Source organism: Ancylobacter sp. Lp-2 (genome assembly GCF_020523795.1).
Classification (GTDB): Bacteria; Pseudomonadota; Alphaproteobacteria; order Rhizobiales; family Xanthobacteraceae; genus Ancylobacter.
The window spans coordinates 87,041-105,858 of the sequence record NZ_JAJALI010000013.1 but is presented as its reverse complement, the minus strand read 5'-3'; the positions used below and the strand labels follow the sequence as shown (position 1 = coordinate 105,858).

Below are 18,818 nucleotides of genomic sequence, written 5' to 3'. Positions count from 1 at the left end.
GCCGGGAGACCCGCATTGTCCGCCACGATCGCCGAAATCCTCCACGCACACCGCTCCGGCCGCTCGACCCCCGCGCGCACCGTCGCCGCCTGCCTGGAGAGGATCGAGCGGCATGCCGATCCCTCGGTGTTCACCGCGCTGGTCGGGCCGGAGGCGCTCGCCGAGCAGCTGGCGGCGCTGGAGGGGCGGGATCCGGCGCAGCTGCCGCTCTATGGCGTGCCCTTCGCGGTGAAGGACAATATCGACGTTGCCGGCCTGCCGACCAGCTGCGCCTGCCCGGACTTCGCCTATGTGGCCGCGCGCGACGCCACCGCCGTCGCCCGGCTGAAGCGCGCCGGCGCCATCGTCATCGGCAAGACCAATCTCGACCAGTTCGCCACCGGGCTGAACGGCACCCGCTCGCCTTATGGCACGCCGCGCAACGCGGTGCGCGCCGACCTGATTCCCGGCGGTTCGAGCTCCGGTTCGGGCGTCGCGGTGGCGGCGGGGCTGGTGGCCTTCGCGCTCGGCACCGATACCGCCGGCTCCGGCCGCATCCCCGCCGGGCTCAACAACATCGTCGGCATCAAGCCGAGCCTCGGCCTCGTCTCCACCGCCGGGCTGGTGCCGGCCTGCCGCACGCTCGACTGCATCTCGGTGTTCGGCCTCACCGTCGAGGACGCCTTCACCGCGTTGCGGGCGATGGCCGGGCCGGACGAGGCCGATCCGTTTTCGCGCCCGCTGCCGCTCGGCGCGCCCGGCGCCTTCCCGACGGCGCCGCGCATCGCCGTGCCGCGGCCGGAGGACCGGTTGTTCCTCGGCGACCGCCAGGCGGAGGCGGCCTTCACCCAGGCGGTCGCGCGGCTGGCCTCGCTCGGCGCCCGCATCGTCGAGATCGCCATGGAGCCGTTCTACGAGACGGCGAAGCTGCTCTATGAGGGCCCCTGGGTGGCCGAGCGCTACGCCGCCGTCGGCCCCTTCCTCGAATCGAAGCCGGACAGTTTCAACGAGGTGGTGCGCTCCATCATCGAGGAGGGGCGGCGACGCACCGCCGTCGAGGCGTTCCGCGCGCATTACCGCCGCGTCGAGCTGGCGGCGCGCGCCCGCGCCAGCCTCGAGGGCTGCGACGCGCTGATGGTGCCGACCATGCCGACCGTCTACACGGTGGAGGAGATGCTGGCCGAACCGGTGCGGCTCAATTCCAATCTCGGCATCTACACCAATTTCGTGAACCTGCTCGACATGTGCGGCATCGCCGCGCCGTCGGGGATGCGGCCGGACGGGGCGCCGGTGGGCATCACGCTGCTGGCCGGGGCAGGGCGCGACGCGCAGCTCGCCGCCATCGCCGCCGCCTTCCATGCCGCCAGCGACCTGCCGATGGGCGCCACCGGCCTGCCGCTGCCGGCGCTGCCCCAGGCCGTGCCGCAGGCGGGCGCGGGCTATCACGCCCTCGCGCTGTTCGGGGCGCATTTGTCCGGCCTGCCGCTCAATGGCGAATTGCTGGCGGCCGGCGGCGTGTTCCTGCGCCCGGCGCGCACCAGCGCCGACTACCGGCTCTACGCGCTTCCCGAGGGCCGGGTGCGCCGCCCGGGCCTGCTGCGGGTCGAGCCCGGCAGCGGCGGCGGGGCCATCGAATGCGAGATCTGGGCGTTGCCGGCCGAGGCCTTCGCCCGCTTCGTCGACGCCATTCCCGCGCCGCTCGGCATCGCCACCATCCAGCTGGAGGATGGCAGCCGGGTGAAGGGCTTCGCGCTGGAGGCGGTGGCCGCGCGGGATGCGCGCGACATTACCGGCTTCGGCGGCTGGCGCGGTTTCCTCGCCGACGAGCAGCGCCAGCGTCAGATCGCGGGGATTCCGGCGGCGGAGTGAGGCGCGGCGCCCGGCGCCGTTGGCGCTGGGGTCGAAAAGTTCAGCGATATCAGATCAGTTGCGCATATTTCTCATACGCGTTGTGAACGATGGCGATGTGATCGCGCATCGCCATCGCCGCCCCGTCGCGGTCGCCGCGCAGGATGGCGGTGACCACCCGGTCGTGCTCCAGATGCGAGAGAGCGAGGCGGCCCAGCGCGCGGAACTGCGCCCGGCGGAACGGTGAGAGCCGCTGCCGGGTCGCCAGCGTCAGCTCGACCAGATAGTCGTTATGCCCGCCGGCATAGATCGAGGCGTGGAACTGCTCGTTCGCCTCGCGATAGGCGGCGAAGTCGCCGAGCCGCATCATCTCGCCCATGTCGGCGTGCAGCGTCTCCAGCCGGCGCCGCTCGGCCGGGTTGATGTTCTGCGCGCACAGGCCGGCGCACAGCGCCTCCAGCTCGGCCATCACCTCGAACATGTTCTGCAGCCGCTCGAAGCTCGGCCGCGCGACGATGGCGCCGCGATGCGGACGGGCGTCGATCAGGCCGGAGGCGGCGAGCTCGCGGATCGCCTCGCGCACCGGGGTGCGCGACACGCCGAAGCGGGCGGCCAGCGCGCTCTCGTCCAGCAGGGTGCCGGGCGGTTGCTGGCCACGGGTGATCTCGTCGGCGAGCTGCTCGCGAATATCCTCGGCACGGGTCCGGCGGCCGGGACGCGCCGTAGTGGCGGCGGCGGTGGGCGGCACGGCGAGGGCGATGGGACTTTCGGGAAGCGACATGTCAGCCCCGCCGGCCGGCGCGCGGCACGGGTGCCCCCCGGGCGGGGGCGGCGGCGGGGATGTGGAAACGGGTCATCGGCTCTCGGCAGGCTCGGTTTCAGGCGGAAGGTTCAGCTAGCGGCAGGTTCAGCTAGCGGCTTGTTGCGGCGATTTTCCAGCGCGGGCCGGAATCGGCGTTCACGCCGGTTCGGCGATCAGGCTGACATGGGCGGCGACGACTTTCCATCCCCCGGCGGTGCGCATCCAGGTCTGCATCTGCCGACCGACCTTGCCGGGCGCCGCGTCCCGGCGGAACAGCGTCGCGGCGATGGCCAAGTCGCGGCCATAGGTGGTGATCACCGTGCCGTCCAACGTGCGCTCCAGCCCGACGGGCGAGCGGGCGGCGCGGAAGGCGCGGATGGCGCCGATGCCGTAGAGGTTCTCGCCGCCGCCATAGCGGATGGTGCGGGCATCGTCCCAGAACAGGTCATCGAGCGCCGCCACGTCATTGCTGACCAGCGCCTGTTCGTAGCGGGCGAACGCCGCCTCGACCTCGGCCTTCACCTCGGGGATGTCGATGTCCATCGTGCTGGAATCCCTTGCATCTTGCTATGGGACAGCACACAGCCTCGGGCGTGCCGGGTCAATCCTCCAGCGGCAGAATCTCGCAAGTCTCGCCGGCCCTGGCGGCCGGGGCGTTCGGGCCGCGCACCAGTAGCGCGTCGGCGCGCGAGAGCAGGCTCAGCATGGAGGAATCCTGCACCGGCATCGGCCGGACCTGCGGTATCCCGGCGCGATGGCCGGTGATCTCGGCCCGCATAAAGTCCATGCGGTGGTCGTTGGCCTTCACGTCGACCGCGAGCTCGGCCGGCACCAGTTCCAGCCCGCTGACGCCAGCCTCGCCCTGCAGGCGGCGCAGCAGCGGGCGCAGGAAGATGAGGGCGCAGACATAGGCCGAGACCGGATTGCCGGGCAGGCCGAGCACATGCGCCGAGCCAGGCGCCGGAAACCGGCCGAACATCAGCGGCTTGCCCGGCCGTAGCGCGATCTTGTGCACCGCCAGCGTCGCGCCCTCGGCGGTCAGCGCCGGGGCGACGAGGTCGTGGTCGCCGACCGAGGCGCCGCCCGAGGTGACCAGCACGTCGAGCCCGGCGTCGCGCGCGGCGCGGATGCCCGCGCGGGTGTCGTCCATCCGGTCCGGCAAGATGCCGAGGTCGACCACCTCGGCGCCGGCCAGCCGGGCGACGCCGCCGACCGCGTAGATGTTGGACAGGATCACCTGATGCGCCTCGGCGCCCAATCCCGGGCGCACCAGCTCGTCGCCGGTGGAGAGCAGGCCCACGCGCGGCCGGCGATACACGCTCACCGCGGCGAGGTCGCAGGCGGCGACTAGCGCGAGGTCGCGCGCCCGCAGGCGGTGGCCGGCCTCCAGCACCGTCTCGCCGTCACGGAAGTCGCCGCCGGCCTTGCGGATGTGCCGGCCGGCGATGGCGGCCTCGTTGATGCGGACGGCGGAACCCTCGCGCGCGGTATCCTCCTGGATCACCACCGCGTCGGCACCGTCCGGCACCACCGCGCCGGTGAACAGCCGCACCGCCTGTCCGGGAGCGAGCGTGCCGGAATAGGGGCGCCCGGCGGCGGATTCGCCGGCCACCTCCAGCATTGCGCCCTGCGTCGCGTCGGCGGCGCGCACCGCGTAGCCGTCCATCGCCGAGACGTCGCGGCCCGGCGTGGTGCGGCGCGCCACCACCGGGGCGGCGAGCACGCGCCCGAGCGCGGCGTCGAGCGCCACGGTCTCGGCCGGCAGAACCTCGGCTTGCGACAGCAGGCGGTCCAGCGCCTCCTCAAGCGGCATCAATGCGGTCTTGGCCATGGTCGCTGCGATCTCTCAGTCCGCCGTCCAGTGGCCGGAACGGCCGCCGGCCTTCTCCAGCACGCGGATGCCCTCGATGCGCATGCCGCGATCCACCGCCTTCGCCATGTCGTAGATGGTGAGGCAGGCGACCGAGACCGCAGTGAGCGCCTCCATCTCGACGCCGGTCTGGCCGGCGGTGCGCACGCTCGCGCGCACCCTCAGCCCCGGCAGCGCATCATCGACCTCGATCTCCACCGACACCTTGGAGAGCAGCAGGGCGTGGCAGAGCGGGATCAGTTCGTGGGTGCGCTTGGCGGCCATGATGCCGGCGAGCCGGGCGGTGCCGATCACGTCGCCCTTCTTGGCGTTGCCGCTTTCGATCAGCGCCAGCGTCTCCGGCAGCATCACCACGCGGCCCTCGGCCAGCGCGATGCGGTCGGTCACCGCCTTGTCGGCGACGTCGACCATGTTGGCGGCGCCGCTGGCGTCGATATGCGAGAGCTTCGGCTCCAGCTTCGGCTCCTCGGGAGCGCCCATCGGGTCAGCCCGCGCGGCTGAGCGCGGGACCGGCGAGCAGCGTCCGCGTTGCCGCTGTGACGTCCTGCTGCCGCATCAGGCTCTCGCCGACCAGGATGGTGCGGATGTTCACCTGCGCCAGCCGGGCGATGTCGTCGGGGGTGAAGATGCCGCTCTCGCCGACGATCACCCGGTCGGCGGGGATGCGCGGCGCCAGACGCTCGGAGGTCGCCAGCGTGACCTCGAAATTGCGCAAATTGCGGTTGTTGATGCCGACGAGCCGCGCCGGCAGCTTCAGGGCCCGGTCGAGTTCGGCATCGTCGTGCACCTCGACCAGCGCGTCCATGCCGAGGCCGTGCGCGGCGTCGACGAGGTCGCGCGCCAGCGCGTCGTCCACCGAGGCCATGATGACGAGGATGCAGTCGGCGCCCCAGGCGCGGGCCTCCTCGACCTGATAGGTGTCGTAGAGGAAATCCTTGCGCAGCGCCGGCAGGGTGCAGGCGGCGCGGGCGGCGGTGAGGAATTCCGGCGCGCCCTGGAAGGAGGGAGTGTCGGTGAGCACCGAGAGGCAGGCGGCGCCGCCTGCCTCATAGGCCCTGGCCAGCGCCGGCGGATCGAAGTCCGGCCGGATCAGCCCCTTGGACGGGCTGGCCTTCTTGATCTCGGCGATCAGCGCGGTCCTGCCGGCGGCAATCTTGGCCTCGATGGCCTTCAGGAAGCCGCGCGGGGCAGGGGCGGCAGCGGCGCGGGCGGCGATCTCGGCCGGCGGTACCTTCAGCTTGGCCGCGGCGATCTCCTCGCGCTTATAGGCGCCGATCTTCTCGAGAATGTCCGCCACGCGTCTTACTCCTCGATGTCGTTGGAGACCGCGACCAGCCGCGCCAGCGCGGCTTCCGCATGGCCGCCATTCAGGCTCCAGCGGGCGAGCTCCAGCCCTTCGCCGATCGCGTCGGCCTTGCCGGCCACCACCAAAGCGGCGGCGGCGTTCAGGAGTGAGATATCGGCATAGGCGTTCTTGGCGCCGTTGAGCACGGCGCGCAAGGCGAGCGCGTTCACCGCGCCGTCGCCGCCCTTCAGCGCCTCCGGCGTCGCGCGGGCGATGCCGAAGCGCTCCGGCTCGATCTCGAAGCTGGACAGCTTGCCGTCGCGCAGCTCGGCGACATAGGTCGGCCCGGTGGTGGTGATCTCGTCGAGCCCGTCGGAGCCGTGCACCACGAAGGCGCGCTCGGAGCCCAGCGTCCGCAGCACCTCGGCCAGCGGTTCGATCCAGCCGCGCGCGAACACGCCGACCATCTGCCGCGTCACCCCGGCGGGGTTCGACAGCGGGCCGATCAGGTTGAAGATGGTGCGGGTGCCGATTTCCACCCGCGTCGGGCCGACATGCTTCATCGCCGGATGATGCGCCGGGGCGAACATGAAGCCGATGCCGGCTTCGTTGATGCAGCGGGAGATGCCGGCCGGCGAGAGGTCGATCTTCACGCCGAGCGCCGTCAGCACGTCGGCGGCGCCGGATTTGGAGGACAGCGCCCGGTTGCCGTGCTTGGCCACCGGCACGCCGGCGCCGGAGACGATGAAGGAGGCGCAGGTGGAGATGTTGTAGGAGCCGGAGGCATCGCCGCCGGTGCCGACCACGTCGACCGCGCCGGGCGGGGCGGAAACCCGCAGCATCTTGGCGCGCATGGTGGTCACCGCGCCGGCGATCTCCTCGACATCCTCGCCGCGCACGCGCAGGCCCATCAGCACCGCGCCGATCTGCGAGGGCGTCGCCTCGCCGGACATCATGATGTCGAAGGCGCCCGCCGCCTCGGCGCGCGTCAGCGTGGCGCCGGTGGCGATCTTGCCGATGACGGCCTTCAAATTCTCCATGGTCCCCGCTCTCTGCTCCGCTTTCGTCTCCGCTCCCGCCTCAGGCCGCGCGCGAACGGCGCGGGCCGGCGTTCCAGGCGCGGGCGAGGTCGAGGAAATTCTTGAGGATGGTCCGGCCGTGCTCGGAGGCGATGCTCTCGGGGTGGAACTGCACCCCGTGCACCGGCAGCTCCTTGTGGGACAGGCCCATGATCAGCCCGTCCTCGGTCTCCGCCGTGATGGCGAGCGGGGCGGGCAGGGTGTCGCGCTTGACGATCAGCGAGTGATAGCGCGTCGCCCGGAACGGGCCGTTGATGCCTCGGAACACGCTCTCGCCGCGGTGGTGGATGTCGCTCATCTTGCCGTGCAGCGGCAGCGGCGCGCGCACCACCTCGCCGCCGAACACCTGGCCGATCGCCTGGTGGCCGAGGCAGACGCCGAACACCGGCACGCCGTCACCGGCGGCGCGGGCGATCAGGTCGAGGCAGATGCCGGCCTCGTTGGGCGTCGCCGGGCCGGGGGAGATGACGATGGCTTCCGGCCTCAAGGCCAGCGCCTCGTCGGTGGTGAGGGTGTCGTTGCGGCGCACGTCCACCTCTACCCCGAGCCCGCCGAGATAGTGGACGAGGTTCCAGGTGAAGCTGTCGTAATTGTCGACGAGAAGGATCATCGCGGGTCCGTTCGAGCGGCAAGCTTCCGCCTTTGCGGAAAGCTCTAGGATGCGGGAAGGCGCGGGGTCAAGCCGCACCCGGCAGCGAGGTCAAAACCCGCCACGCCATCGCTCGCCACGCACCCTATGCCTTGTCACCGCGTCACCCCGATACGACCCCGTCGAGGGCGCCGTTTTCCGTTGCTGTCGCTGGCCCCGCCGGGAGGGTCTGTCGCGCAGATCGGCCGGGCGACGGTTCCAGAATTTTTCCAAGTGAACACTTAGGATGTGCTCCGGCACCGGGTCAAGCCAACGGGCTACCAAGAGGGCAACCAAGAGGCGAGGGGCCTGCCAAAGTACGTACCATGGTGCCCGATGGATCGCTCGCTGAGGTAATGCGTTATGCCGACGCGTCGCGCCGACGCTCGGGGGGTGGTGGGAGGCGGCATTACGTAAGGGCATTTCGCTTCGGCAATACGCATTCGCCCTCATATAGTTTGTTCGGAAATCGGACGATTATCCGGCCAAGTTCCACAAATTGTCTGTCACGCGCTCTGTCTCGGAAGCATGGCGCCGGGATGATTTGTGCGCGGGGATGCAACCACTGATACCCCTGTCCTGGGGTGTTAGACTTCTGACGGTATCCTGAGGACGATCATGGCTCCGCCCTTCTCCCCGGTGCTCGCGACGTTGCGAGACGATTGACGTCGTCTCGGCGCGGATTGGCGTCGCGCGGATGGGGGATGAACAGGACGCAGACGTGCGAGGCGGTGGCGCGCCTGGCGGGAGGGGACTTGGTGTCCCCTTGAAAATATTCCGATTCAGTTCAAAATTGTGCGGATTCTGGGCGGTTCCTGTGTAATCCAGTCCAGTAGAGTCGGGGGCGGCCGACCATGATGTGCGACGTAGACGCGGACTCGTGGCGAACATCGATCATCACGACCATTCAGGAAGCAGCGATTTCTCCGGAGCTGTGGGATGAGGTTCTTGCCAGCATATTGGTGAGATCCGGCGCCCATGTCGGCTTCTTCCTCGGCCTGGGCAACGGCAACGGCCATGGAAATGGCAATGGCGGCCATGGCAACGGTCATGCTTACGGTCATGGCAACGGCAATGGCGATGGCGAGAGGGTCGCCATCGTCGCGCGGGGCGCCTCGAAAGCCACGCTGCTCAGTCCGGAGCTGATCGCCTTTTTCGATGCCACCACCCAGTCGCTGGGACAGGGCGCGACCTTCGAGGTGGAGCTGCGCGACGTCGCGTTGCGTCCCGAGGTCGGCGGGCTCTGTGGGGCCTTCGGCGATCACGGGGTGCTGTCGGGCATCCTGATCGCCAGGGAAGGGCCGCGTCGCTTCGCGCTGCTGCTGGTGCATCCGCACAATTCCTCTCGGGCCTGCACCCGGCAGCGAGAGGAGATCATGGCGCTGCTTCCCTATCTGCAGATCGCCTTCAAGACGCATCGGGAGCTGGTCAGGCAGCGCGAGTTGGCGGAGCGGATGGAGTTCATCTTCGCCAACGCACCGACGCCGCGCGCGCTGGTCCGTTCCGACCTCAGGATCGTGCTGGCCAACCGGGCCTTCATCGCTCTGACCACCGACAATCCCGACATTTGCATCTCGGATGGCGAATTCGACATCCGCAACGCGGCTCTCTACAGCCAGATCCACGAATTCCTCGACCCCATCATTTCCGGTCGGCTGGATCAGAAGGTCTTCTGGGTGCGCAACGGCACCAATTCGCATGGCTGGCTGGTCAGCCTCGCCACCTCGACCCGCAACGGCCACAGCTCGATCCCGTTCAAGCCGGCGATCGCCCTGCCGGAGCGCGTCGCCCTGCTGAGCATCCGCGAACTCGGCCGCAACGACTCTCTCAAGCCCGATGCGGTGCGCGCGGTGCTCGGCCTCAGCGCCACCGAGGCCAGCCTCGCCTGCGCGCTCGCCAATGGCGAGTCGAGCACGGAAATCGCGCAGGCGCGGCAGGTTTCCAAGAACACCGTCCACAACCAGCTGGCTTCGGCGATGAACCGGCTCGGGCTGCATCGGCAGATGCAGATGCAGAACCTGCTGTCGCTGCTCTCAGGCTTCATCTGAAAGCTATCGATATAGTATGATCGGACTATTCCCGCGGGATTCCGGATTAGTTGCGCCGATGTTTTCGCCGGGAAAATAAATGGATCTCCCAAAATTCTGGTGGAATTGAGGTGCACTACATCGTGCGCGGCAGGTTTATTGACCATCTGCTCGGTCATCACTCCAATCAAGCAGGTCCGTCATGAAGCTCAAAGTCGCACTCTGCGCCGCCGCTTTCGTTCTCGCCGCCATTACCCAGGCTGAGGCGGACAGCAACAGGGCATCGGTCTCGCAGGCTGGCGCAGACAACGTCGCCGGCGTCAGCCAGAGCGGGCGGGACAATTTCAGCGCCATCGGTCAGATGGGGCGGGACAACTACTCGTTCGTCGACCAGTCCGGGCGCTACAACCGCACCAAGGTCGCCCAGTATGGCGGATGGAACACCACCGGCGTTCTGCAGTCGGGGTGGAACAGCCGGGCCAAGGTCAAGCAATACGGCATCCAGAACGCGACCGTCATCGCCCAGACCGGGCGGGTCAACATTGCCCGGGTGCTTCAGGTCGGCATGAGGAACACGACGACGCTGATCCAGTCGGGCATCGTCAATCTGGCACAGATCTTCCAGGGCGGTCAGGACAACCGGGTCTTCGCCCGGCAGTCGGGCCAGAAGAATTCGCTCGTCGTGGTGCAGAACTGACCTTCCACCAAGCCGGCGGCGCTCCGCGGAACGTCCGGCGGCCTGTCTCACTCCTCCTCGCTGCCTCCCCGTCCTACCCCGGCGCTGAAGACGCCTCCTGGTCGCGCGTAAGGCGTGCGGCACATGCCGGGACAGGGACGGGGAACACTCGGTGGTCGCGTGATCGGCGCGCCTGAGGGCGTGGAGGTTGCCCGCCGCCAGGCACGGTCGCGGCCGGCGGCTCCGGACAGGGGCAGCCGGCCGCCGCCTGTCGTGTCCCCGGCTCGCCGGCGTATCTCAGCGGGCCTTCCATCAGACCTTCCGATGACGGCGACCAGGCCTGAGCAAGACCCGTGCAAGCCCATCCATCCAAGCGCGTGCGGGGCTGCGCAGGCCCGTGCGCGTGGCGTCTCTAGCGGCCTCCGTTCGACGCCGTGGCGAGCGGGCTCGATCGGCGTCGCGCAGGACCACAGCGCCGGCCGGCTTCTCCCGCGTTGTTCCCATCTCCCCTTGCTTCGCCCTGCCTCGCTCGGGCGGAGGCGCCGTCTTCCTTCGTCGGCTTAAGGCTGGCGCGTCGTCGAGGGCGGCGCCCCCGCGCGCCTCGGGCGTAAGCGCGCGCGTAGGCGCCAGATGGCCGCCCACCACGAGGGGGGCATTCCGGGGCTCGCCGCCTTCGGCAGAAAGGGCCGGGATGGTGGATCAGGTCAGCGGAAGCGCGCATCCAGCCATGTTTCGCAGATGCGTCCGCCACCGAAATAGTACGAATGGACCAAGGTTCGAGGGAATGGAGTCAGGGCGGCATGGATTTATGCTCAGTTCATGCAGCAAATCGCCAGAAATCTGGTCGGATTTCGGTCAAGTATCTCCGTAGAGCTACGGTTAATTTCCTCACGCCGTCGACGGCGACGGGGAAATAAATCAAAACCCAAGGAGATTAGCCATGAAACTCGCATCTGTACTGCTCGCTTCCGCCATGATCCTGGTCACGATCCCGCTGGCCAATGCGGCGGGCAACGAGGCTGATGTCTCGCAGACCGGCAAGGGCAACGAGGCCGGCATCGGTCAGGTCGGCAAGGGCAACTATTCCGGCATCGGCCAGGTCGGCAAGAAGAACGAGGCGGTCTCGCTGCAGGCCGGCAAGGGCAACGTCTCGGGCATCGGCCAGTTCGGCAAGAAGAATGAGGCCCTGACGGTGCAGGTCGGCAAGAACAATGTGTCCGGCACCCTGCAGTTCGGCAAGTACAACGATGCCACCACCACCCAGGTGGGCAAGGGCAATTCGTCGGTGATCGTGCAGTATTGAACGACACGTTCAGAACCATCGGGCGGCCGGCGGTCATCGATGAGTGTCCGTCGGCCGCTCCATTTCTCGGGAGGATGTTGAAATGATCGTGTCCGCCGCGGCCATGCCGCCGTGTCACATCGAGGTCGTCGAGCGCAACGGGATGGTCAGGCTCGAGGCCGTGCTGGATTCCCATGATGTGGCGAAGGGCCAGTATGTGCTGGTTGTCCGCTCGGGAACCTCCGACAACGTGTCGACCTCAAGGCAGGGCGGCGAGTTCGAGGTCGGGGATCTGGAGAACGGCCGGCTGGCGACGGCCTATGTCGGCGCAGCCGGCTGGAGCGCGCAGCTGAAGGTCTATGCCCATGACGGCAAGCTGGTCTGTACGTCCTCAAAATCGTAACCGCGAGCGCCGCTTTCGAGAGCCGGCTCGCCATTTTCCCTTGCGGCTGTTCTTTCGGCCGCGCGTCGCCCGGGGCAAGCCGGGCGGTGCCGGGGAGCCCGAGGCCGATGTCCTCGGGCAATCTTGAACGCCGGCGGCCTTCCACCGCCGCCGGCTGCCCGGCTCTCTCCGGCCGCTATGCGGCCCTCCGGTCAAATGGTCGCCCGGCTCACTGGCCCCTGCCGGCCCGGGCGGCGAAACGCACCGCTTCCTCGCCGGCCCGGAACAGCGCGCGCGCCTTGTTGGCGCATTCCTGCTGCTCGCTCTCCGGGTCCGAGTCGTAGACGATGCCGGCACCGGCCTGCACATGCATCTTGCCGTCCTTCACCACCGCGGTGCGCAGCACGATGCAGGTGTCCATCTCGCCATCGGCGCCGAAATAGCCGATGGCGCCGGCATAGATGCCGCGCTTGTCGCGCTCCAGCTCGTCGATGATCTCCATCGCCCGCACCTTCGGCGCTCCCGAGACGGTGCCCGCCGGGAAGCCGGCGGCCAGCGCGTCCAGCGCGTCGTGCCTGGGGTCGAGGTCGCCCTCGACATTGGAGACGATGTGCATCACCTGGCTGTAGCGCTCGATGAGGAAGCTCTCCGTCACCTCCACCGTGCCGATGGCGGCGACGCGGCCGACGTCGTTGCGGCCGAGGTCGAGCAGCATGAGATGCTCGGCGCGCTCCTTCGGGTCGGCGAGCAGCTCGACCTCCAGCGCCTTGTCTTCCTGCGGGGTGGCGCCGCGTCGGCGGGTGCCGGCGATCGGGCGGATGGTGACGGTGTTGTCGCGCAGCCGGACGAGGATTTCCGGCGAGGAGCACACCAGCGAGAAGCCGCCGAAGTTGAAATAGACCAGGAACGGCGCCGGGTTGATCCGCCGCAGCGCCCGGTAGAGCGCGAAGGGCGGCAGAGTGAACGGCGCGTCGAAGCGCTGCGAGAGCACCACCTGGAAGATGTCGCCGGCGCGGATATATTCCTTGGCCCGCTCGACCATCGCCAGATAGGCGTCCGGCTGGGTGTTGGAGGTGGGCACCACCAGCTGGTGCAGCGCGTCTTCCGTGGGTTGGGCGGGCAGGGTGCCTTCCAGCGCCGCCACCACCCGTTCGATGCGCGCCCGCGCCGCTTCCAGCGCGGCGGTGGCCGGGACGCCGGCGGCGGGGCGCACCGGGGTGACCACCGTCACCTCGTCGCGCACCGCGTCGAACACCACCATCACCGTCGGGCGGATGAAGATCGAATCCGGCACGCCGAGCAGGTCGGGCTTGGCCGCCGGCAGGCGCTCCATCTGCCGCACCATGTCGTAGCCGAGATAGCCGAAGATGCCGGCCGCCATCGGCGGCGCGCCATCGGGCAGGGCGATGCGCGATTCCTCGACCAGCGCCCGCAGCGAGGCCAGCGGCGGCTGCGCGCACGGCTCGAACGTGTCGGGTTCGAGCGCGGCGCGGCGGTTGATCTCGGCGCGGCCGTCGCGGCAGCGCCAGATCAGGTCGGGCTCCATGCCGATCATCGAGTAGCGGCCACGGGTGGCGCCGCCCTCGACGGATTCGAGCAGGAAGGAATTCGCCCGCTCGGCGGCGATCTTCAGATAGGCGGAGACCGGGGTTTCGAGATCGGCGACCAGCGTCTCGCCGATCACCTGCGCCTCGCCGCGCGCATAGGCGTCGGCGAAGGCATCCGCATCGGGATGGAGGTTCATCACGCGTCCTCAGTTCACCGCATCGGCGGGCACGCCGACGATCTGGTCGAGGGCGGCGCGGTTGATCTTGGCGCCGAGGTCGCTCTGCAACTGCACCAGATATTCGGTCATCAGGTCGTTCTGCAGGCTCTGGCCGATATCGGCGATGATCTTGTCGTTCTGCGGCGCCTCGGCGGGGATGGCGACGCCGGTCACCTTGAACAGCAGGCGGTCGTCGCCGGGGAGCACCGAGCTGCCGACCGCGCCGTCGCGGGTGTCGAAGATGGCGATGATCGCCTCCTGCGGCACGCCCTCATTGGCACGGCCGCGGCGCAGGCCGTTGGCGGTGCGCAGCTCCAGCCCGGCATCGGAGACGGTAAGGTCGAAGGCGGCGCCGTCGGCGATCTTCTTCTTCAGCTCGGCGAGCTTGGCGTCGAGCGCCTGCGCCGTCTCGTCCTCCTTCCAGCGGGCGAGCACCTGGGCGCGCGCCTCCTCGAAGGTCCGCTCGCGCGGGGCGGTGACGTCGGTGACCTCGTACCAGACGTAGCCGCCGTTCTGCGGCAGGGTGATCGGGTCGTTCTGCGCCCCTGCTTCGGTGGCGAAGGCGAGGCGCAGCACGTCGGTACGCGCGGGGATGGTGGGGATCGCGGTGCCGTCCGGCCCGGTGCCCTGGGCGTCGGTGTCGAGGCTCTGCAGCGTCAGCCCGGCCTTGGAGGCGGCCTCGGCGAGGGTGGCGCCGGCGTTGCGGTCGTCCTCGATCTTGTCATAGGCGGCGAGGATCGCCCGGCGGGCGGTGTCGAGCTGGAGCTCCTTGCGGATTTCGGCGACCACCTCGTCGAGCGGCTTCACCGCCGCCGGGGTGATGGCGCCGACATGCACGATCACCGGACCGAAGCGCCCGTTCACCACGCCGCTGGTGCCCTCGGCGGCGAGCACGAAGGCGGCGTCCGCGATGGCGGCGTCGAAGATGTCGGCGCGGGTCACCGTGCCGAGCGTGGTGTCCTTGGCCTCCAGCTTCCGCTCGGCGGCGATGTCGGCGAAGGAAGTGCCGGCGGCGATCCTGTCGGCGGCGGCCTTGGCCTCGTCGGCGTTGGGGAACACGATCTGGTCGACCACCCGGCTCTCCGGCGTGCCGAAGCGGGCCTGGTTGGCGTCGTAGAACGCCTTCACCTCGGCGTCGGAGACCTCTTCCTTGCCGGCCAGCGCCTCGGGGGTGAGGGCGAGCAGGTTGATCTTGCGGAATTCCGGCGCGCGGAACGCCACCTTGCGGGCGTCGAAGAAGCCCTTCAGCTGCTCGTCGGTCGGCGCGGCGAAGGGGCCGACATTGGTGGGGCCGACGATGGCGTAGCTCACCGAGCGGGTTTCGCTCTCATAGCGCTTCACCGCGTCCTTCAGCACCTGCGGCACTTCCATGCCGCCGGCCAGCGACTGGATGAGCTGCTGGCGCTGGGCGAGCCGGCGCTCCGCTTCGACGAAGCGCGGCTCGGTGAAGCCGTTGGAGCGCAGCAGTTGCAGGAAGTAGTTGTGGTCGAACGCGCCGGAGGGGCCGAAGAAGGCCGGGTTGCTCTGCACCCGGTCGACCACCTGCTGGTTGGAGATCGCGAGGCCCATCCGACGGGTCGCCTCGTCGAGCGCCGCCTCGCCGAGGCGCTCGTTCAGCACCTGGTCGGGAATGCCGAAGGCACGCGCCTGGTCGGGGGTGAGGCCCTGCTTGAGCTGCTGGGAGATCTGCTGCAGGCGCTGCTGGTAGAGCTGCTGGAACTCCGGCACGCTGATCTCGGTCGAGCCGATGGAGGCCAGCGTCTGGCCGCCGAAGCCGCGGAACACGTCCGCGATGCCCCAGATGCCGAAGCTGACGATGAGGAGTCCCATCAGGACCTTGGCGATGATTCCGGAGGCGCTCTTACGCAGGGTCTGCAGCATCGTTGTTCTCGTCGGGCGTAGGCCGGCAAAAACCCGGGCGTTTCGGCCCGGGTCGCGAAAGGCGCGCATCATAGGGATGCCGCGATGGTGTCGCAACGCCGCACATGCGGCCATTTGCGCCGCCCGGCCCGGTCTGTTACGCCGGGTCATCAAGCTTGGAAATGCGGGTATTTGAGGGAGCGAGACTTTTCATGACGACGCGCCGTCCGCTGATCGCCGGCAACTGGAAAATGCACGGGCTGAAGGCCTCCGTGCAGGAGTTCGACCGGATGGTCGCTGCCTATGACGCGAATCTGCGCGCCCGTACCGAGCTGATGATCTGCCCGCCGGCGACGCTGATCGCCGCGCTCGCCGCCGCCGCCGGCACGTCCGGGGTCGCGGTCGGCGGCCAGGACTGCCACGCCAACACCCACGGCGCCCACACCGGCGACATCGCCGCCGAGATGATCCTCGACGCCGGCGGCAGCGCGGTGATTCTCGGTCATTCCGAGCGCCGCACCGATCATGGCGAGACCGATGCCGCGGTGCGCGCCAAGACGCTCGCCGCCTGGCGCGCCGGGCTCACCGCCGTGGTCTGTGTCGGCGAGCACCGCCAGCAGCGGGAGGAGGGCGTCGCGCTCGATCTGGTGCGCGTGCAGCTCGCCGGCTCGATTCCCGACGGGGCGAGCGCGGCTAGTCTCGTCGTCGCCTATGAGCCGGTCTGGGCGATCGGCACCGGCCTCACCCCGAGCATCGCCGACATCGCGGAGATGCACGGCGCCATCCGGGCGGCGCTGGTCGCGCGCTTCGGCGAGGTGGTGGGCAACGGCATCCGCATCCTCTATGGCGGTTCGGTGAAGCCGGCCAATGCCACCGAGATCCTGGCGGTCGCCGATGTCGACGGCGCGCTGGTCGGCGGCGCTAGTCTGAAGGCGGGGGATTTCATGGCGATCGCCGGCGCCTATATGTAGGGCGCCTCCCGGTTTCCGCCGCCTTCCGTGGCGCGCTGGAAATGCCGGGCGTGATCGTGTAGGAACCCGACCGACACAAGCCGGCGGCGATGTTTCGTCCGCCGCCGTATTCGATTTTGAAGGCGTCAGATGCAGACCGTACTCATCATCATCCACCTCATGGTGGTGCTGGCTCTTATCGGCGTGGTGCTGATCCAGCGCTCCGAGGGCGGCGGGCTCGGAATTGGCGGCGGCGGCGGCGGCGGGGGCGGCTTCTTCAGCGCCCGCGGCACCGCCAACGTGCTGACCCGGGCGACGGCGATCCTGGCGGCGTTGTTCTTCATCACCAGCCTCAGCCTGACCGTCCTGGCCGGCTGGGGTCGCGGTCCGTCCTCGATCTTCACCACGCCGACGACGCTGCCTTCGGGCGCACCGGCGGCGCCGGGCGGCAACGTGCTGGAGCAGCTCCAGGGCGCCCAGCCGGCGCCGGGCGCCGCTCCGGCGGCTCCCGCGGCCCCGGCCGCGCCGCAGGTTCCGCAGTCGCAGTGATCGCCCGGCGGCGGGCCTCTTCCGCCGTCCCGTTTCGCTCTTTTCTCCACAGCGGGGGTCGTCCGGCTAAGACGGCCCTCGCCGAATCGCGTTTTCGCAGTTAGAAACCGAACTCCATGGCGCGCTATATCTTCATCACAGGCGGCGTTGTGTCCTCGCTCGGCAAGGGTCTGGCTTCCGCCGCCCTCGGCGCGTTGCTGCAAGCCCGCGGCTACAAGACCCGGCTTCGCAAGCTCGATCCCTATCTCAACGTCGATCCGGGCACGATGAGTCCGTATCAGCATGGCGAAGTCTTCGTCACCGACGACGGCGCCGAGACCGATCTCGATCTCGGCCATTACGAGCGCTTCACCGGCCGCTCGGCGAACAAGCAGGACAACATCACCACCGGTCGGATCTATCAGGAGATCCTGACCAAGGAGCGGCGTGGCGACTATCTCGGCGCCACGGTGCAGGTGATCCCGCACGTCACCAACGCGATCAAGGAATTCATCCTTTCCGGCAACGAGGGCTACGACTTCGTGCTGGTGGAGATCGGTGGCACGGTCGGCGACATCGAGGCGATGCCGTTCCTGGAGAGCATCCGCCAGGTCGGGCAGGAGCTGCCGCGCAAGCACTGCATCTATGTGCACCTGACGCTGCTGCCCTACATCCCCTCGGCCGGCGAGCTGAAGACCAAGCCGACCCAGCACTCGGTGAAGGAGCTGCGCGCGCTCGGCATCGCTCCGGACATCCTGCTCTGCCGCACCGACCGCGAGATCCCGCGCGAGGAGCGCCGCAAGCTCGGCCTGTTCTGCAATGTCCGCGAGAGCGCGGTGATCGAGGCGCGCGACGCCGACAACATCTATGCGGTGCCCTCGACCTATCACGAGGCCGGGCTGGACACCGAGGTGCTGGCCGCCTTCGGCATCGAGCCGGCGCCCGAGCCGGAGCTCACCCGCTGGCACAAGATCGAGAGCGGCATCCGCAACCCGGAAGGCGCGGTCACCATCGCGATCGTCGGCAAGTATACCGGGCTGAAGGACGCCTATAAGTCGCTCATCGAGGCGCTGGCGCATGGCGGCATCGCCAATAATGTGCGGGTGAATCTCGACTGGATCGAGAGCGAGATCTTCGAGCGCGAGGATCCGGCGCCGTTCCTGGAGCATGTCCACGGCATCCTGGTGCCCGGCGGCTTCGGCCAGCGCGGCGCCGAGGGCAAGATCCGCGCGGCGCAGTTCGCTCGCGAGCGCAAGGTGCCCTATCTCGGCATCTGCTTCGGCATGCAGATGGCGGTGATCGAGGCGACCCGCAATCTCGCCGGCATCACCGAGGCCAACTCCACCGAGTTCGGTCCGACGCCGGAGCCGGTGGTCGGCCTGCTCACCGAGTGGCTGCGCGGCAACGAGCTGGAGAAGCGCGGCCTCGACACCGATCTCGGCGGCACCATGCGGCTCGGCGCCTATCCCGCCGCGCTGGCGGAGGGCAGCCGGGTGGCGCAGGTCTACGGCGCCACCGAGATTTCCGAACGCCACCGTCATCGCTACGAAGTGAACCTGCGCTATCGCGAACGGCTGGAAGCCTGCGGCATGCTGTTCTCCGGCACCTCGCCGGACGGGCTGCTGCCGGAAATCATCGAATACCCGGACCATCCCTGGTTCATCGGCGTGCAGTACCATCCGGAACTGAAGTCGCGCCCGTTCCAGCCGCACCCGCTCTTCGCCTCCTTCATCGGAGCGGCGATGGTGCAAAGTCGCCTCGTCTGAAGGCGGGGCCTCATCCGCTGGAGCCTTTCCGCGAAGGATTTAAGCCTTTCGTGGAAGAACGGGCTCCATCCTGTTGAAGATAGGATGCTTT

General features: G+C 68.9%; 17 protein-coding genes. 8 read left to right on the top strand and 9 right to left on the bottom strand.

Translation table 11 applies throughout. From position 1 onward, the window contains the following. Positions 1–15 precede the first annotated feature (15 nt). On the top strand, positions 16–1,848 hold the full coding sequence (gene atzF, locus LGR54_RS23250) for an allophanate hydrolase (RefSeq protein ID WP_230364342.1): 1,833 nt from the start codon (positions 16–18) through the stop codon (positions 1,846–1,848). Between the two features lie 49 nt (positions 1,849–1,897). Here the strand turns inward: atzF and LGR54_RS23245 are convergent, their stop codons facing one another. The 7 genes from LGR54_RS23245 to LGR54_RS23215 form a co-directional block, all read right to left on the bottom strand. Then, a complete protein-coding gene (locus LGR54_RS23245; protein ID WP_230364341.1) occupies positions 1,898–2,608 on the bottom strand; it encodes a GntR family transcriptional regulator in 711 nt (236 codons plus the stop codon). 177 nt (positions 2,609–2,785) lie between these two features. Next, positions 2,786–3,172, bottom strand: a complete 387-nt coding sequence (hpxZ, locus tag LGR54_RS23240) for an oxalurate catabolism protein HpxZ (RefSeq protein ID WP_230364340.1) — start codon at positions 3,170–3,172, stop codon at positions 2,786–2,788. Positions 3,173–3,230: 58 nt separating this feature from the next. Continuing rightward, positions 3,231–4,460: a gephyrin-like molybdotransferase Glp gene (gene glp, locus LGR54_RS23235; protein WP_230364339.1), complete on the bottom strand. Its 1,230-nt coding sequence runs from the start codon at positions 4,458–4,460 to the stop codon at positions 3,231–3,233. A gap of 15 nt (positions 4,461–4,475) precedes the next feature. Continuing rightward, positions 4,476–4,979, bottom strand: a complete 504-nt coding sequence (moaC, locus tag LGR54_RS23230; protein ID WP_230364338.1) for a cyclic pyranopterin monophosphate synthase MoaC — start codon at positions 4,977–4,979, stop codon at positions 4,476–4,478. Positions 4,980–4,983: 4 nt separating this feature from the next. Beyond that, complete coding sequence (gene trpC / locus LGR54_RS23225) at positions 4,984–5,796, bottom strand: indole-3-glycerol phosphate synthase TrpC (protein ID WP_230364337.1); 813 nt, start codon at positions 5,794–5,796, stop codon at positions 4,984–4,986. A gap of 5 nt (positions 5,797–5,801) precedes the next feature. After that, positions 5,802–6,824 (bottom strand): anthranilate phosphoribosyltransferase, encoded by a 1,023-nt coding sequence (gene trpD / locus LGR54_RS23220; RefSeq protein WP_230364336.1) that lies wholly within the window; start codon positions 6,822–6,824, stop codon positions 5,802–5,804. 40 nt (positions 6,825–6,864) lie between these two features. Then, entirely contained in the window at positions 6,865–7,473 is a 609-nt protein-coding gene (locus tag LGR54_RS23215; RefSeq protein WP_230364335.1) for an aminodeoxychorismate/anthranilate synthase component II, read from the bottom strand. 872 nt (positions 7,474–8,345) lie between these two features. Between LGR54_RS23215 and LGR54_RS23210 the strand changes: the two genes are divergently transcribed. From LGR54_RS23210 to csgH, 4 genes are all read left to right on the top strand, one after another. Continuing rightward, entirely contained in the window at positions 8,346–9,539 is a 1,194-nt protein-coding gene (locus LGR54_RS23210) for a LuxR C-terminal-related transcriptional regulator (RefSeq protein WP_230364334.1), read from the top strand. A 181-nt stretch (positions 9,540–9,720) separates the two neighbouring features. Next, a complete protein-coding gene (locus LGR54_RS23205; protein WP_230364333.1) occupies positions 9,721–10,215 on the top strand; it encodes a hypothetical protein in 495 nt (164 codons plus the stop codon). 919 nt (positions 10,216–11,134) lie between these two features. Then, positions 11,135–11,497 (top strand): hypothetical protein, encoded by a 363-nt coding sequence (locus LGR54_RS23200; protein ID WP_230364332.1) that lies wholly within the window; start codon positions 11,135–11,137, stop codon positions 11,495–11,497. Positions 11,498–11,579: 82 nt separating this feature from the next. Then, the gene (gene csgH, locus LGR54_RS23195; RefSeq protein ID WP_230364331.1) at positions 11,580–11,879 is read left to right on the top strand and encodes a curli-like amyloid fiber formation chaperone CsgH; all 300 of its coding nucleotides are present in this window, start codon (positions 11,580–11,582) and stop codon (positions 11,877–11,879) included. Between the two features lie 208 nt (positions 11,880–12,087). Here csgH and trpE read toward each other — a convergent pair whose 3' ends face one another. After that, entirely contained in the window at positions 12,088–13,602 is a 1,515-nt protein-coding gene (gene trpE, locus LGR54_RS23190) for an anthranilate synthase component I (RefSeq protein ID WP_230364330.1), read from the bottom strand. A 9-nt stretch (positions 13,603–13,611) separates the two neighbouring features. Next, entirely contained in the window at positions 13,612–15,504 is a 1,893-nt protein-coding gene (locus tag LGR54_RS23185; protein ID WP_230364329.1) for a SurA N-terminal domain-containing protein, read from the bottom strand. A gap of 191 nt (positions 15,505–15,695) precedes the next feature. On the opposite strand from LGR54_RS23185, the gene tpiA reads away from it, so the two are divergent. The 3 genes from tpiA to LGR54_RS23170 all read left to right on the top strand — a co-directional run bounded on the left by tpiA (position 15,696) and on the right by LGR54_RS23170 (position 18,727). Beyond that, positions 15,696–16,454 (top strand): triose-phosphate isomerase, encoded by a 759-nt coding sequence (tpiA, locus tag LGR54_RS23180; protein ID WP_230364328.1) that lies wholly within the window; start codon positions 15,696–15,698, stop codon positions 16,452–16,454. A 129-nt stretch (positions 16,455–16,583) separates the two neighbouring features. After that, positions 16,584–16,982, top strand: a complete 399-nt coding sequence (secG, locus tag LGR54_RS23175) for a preprotein translocase subunit SecG (RefSeq protein WP_230364327.1) — start codon at positions 16,584–16,586, stop codon at positions 16,980–16,982. 116 nt (positions 16,983–17,098) lie between these two features. Continuing rightward, the gene (locus tag LGR54_RS23170; RefSeq protein WP_230364326.1) at positions 17,099–18,727 is read left to right on the top strand and encodes a CTP synthase; all 1,629 of its coding nucleotides are present in this window, start codon (positions 17,099–17,101) and stop codon (positions 18,725–18,727) included. Positions 18,728–18,818 lie beyond the last annotated feature (91 nt).

What these genes read in the sequence shown, in the direction of transcription:
- trpD (WP_230364336.1), bottom strand. Translation starts at nt 6,824, where the DNA reads ATGGAGAATTTGAAGGCCGTCATCGGCAAGATCGCCACCGGCGCCACG.
- trpE (WP_230364330.1), bottom strand. Translation starts at nt 13,602, where the DNA reads ATGAACCTCCATCCCGATGCGGATGCCTTCGCCGACGCCTATGCGCGC.
- LGR54_RS23245 (WP_230364341.1), bottom strand. Translation starts at nt 2,608, where the DNA reads ATGTCGCTTCCCGAAAGTCCCATCGCCCTCGCCGTGCCGCCCACCGCC.
- moaC (WP_230364338.1), bottom strand. Translation starts at nt 4,979, where the DNA reads ATGGGCGCTCCCGAGGAGCCGAAGCTGGAGCCGAAGCTCTCGCATATC.
- glp (WP_230364339.1), bottom strand. Translation starts at nt 4,460, where the DNA reads ATGGCCAAGACCGCATTGATGCCGCTTGAGGAGGCGCTGGACCGCCTG.
- csgH (WP_230364331.1), top strand. Translation starts at nt 11,580, where the DNA reads ATGATCGTGTCCGCCGCGGCCATGCCGCCGTGTCACATCGAGGTCGTC.
- LGR54_RS23205 (WP_230364333.1), top strand. Translation starts at nt 9,721, where the DNA reads ATGAAGCTCAAAGTCGCACTCTGCGCCGCCGCTTTCGTTCTCGCCGCC.
- hpxZ (WP_230364340.1), bottom strand. Translation starts at nt 3,172, where the DNA reads ATGGACATCGACATCCCCGAGGTGAAGGCCGAGGTCGAGGCGGCGTTC.
- LGR54_RS23215 (WP_230364335.1), bottom strand. Translation starts at nt 7,473, where the DNA reads ATGATCCTTCTCGTCGACAATTACGACAGCTTCACCTGGAACCTCGTC.
- tpiA (WP_230364328.1), top strand. Translation starts at nt 15,696, where the DNA reads ATGACGACGCGCCGTCCGCTGATCGCCGGCAACTGGAAAATGCACGGG.
- LGR54_RS23170 (WP_230364326.1), top strand. Translation starts at nt 17,099, where the DNA reads ATGGCGCGCTATATCTTCATCACAGGCGGCGTTGTGTCCTCGCTCGGC.
- LGR54_RS23200 (WP_230364332.1), top strand. Translation starts at nt 11,135, where the DNA reads ATGAAACTCGCATCTGTACTGCTCGCTTCCGCCATGATCCTGGTCACG.
- LGR54_RS23210 (WP_230364334.1), top strand. Translation starts at nt 8,346, where the DNA reads ATGATGTGCGACGTAGACGCGGACTCGTGGCGAACATCGATCATCACG.
- secG (WP_230364327.1), top strand. Translation starts at nt 16,584, where the DNA reads ATGCAGACCGTACTCATCATCATCCACCTCATGGTGGTGCTGGCTCTT.
- LGR54_RS23185 (WP_230364329.1), bottom strand. Translation starts at nt 15,504, where the DNA reads ATGCTGCAGACCCTGCGTAAGAGCGCCTCCGGAATCATCGCCAAGGTC.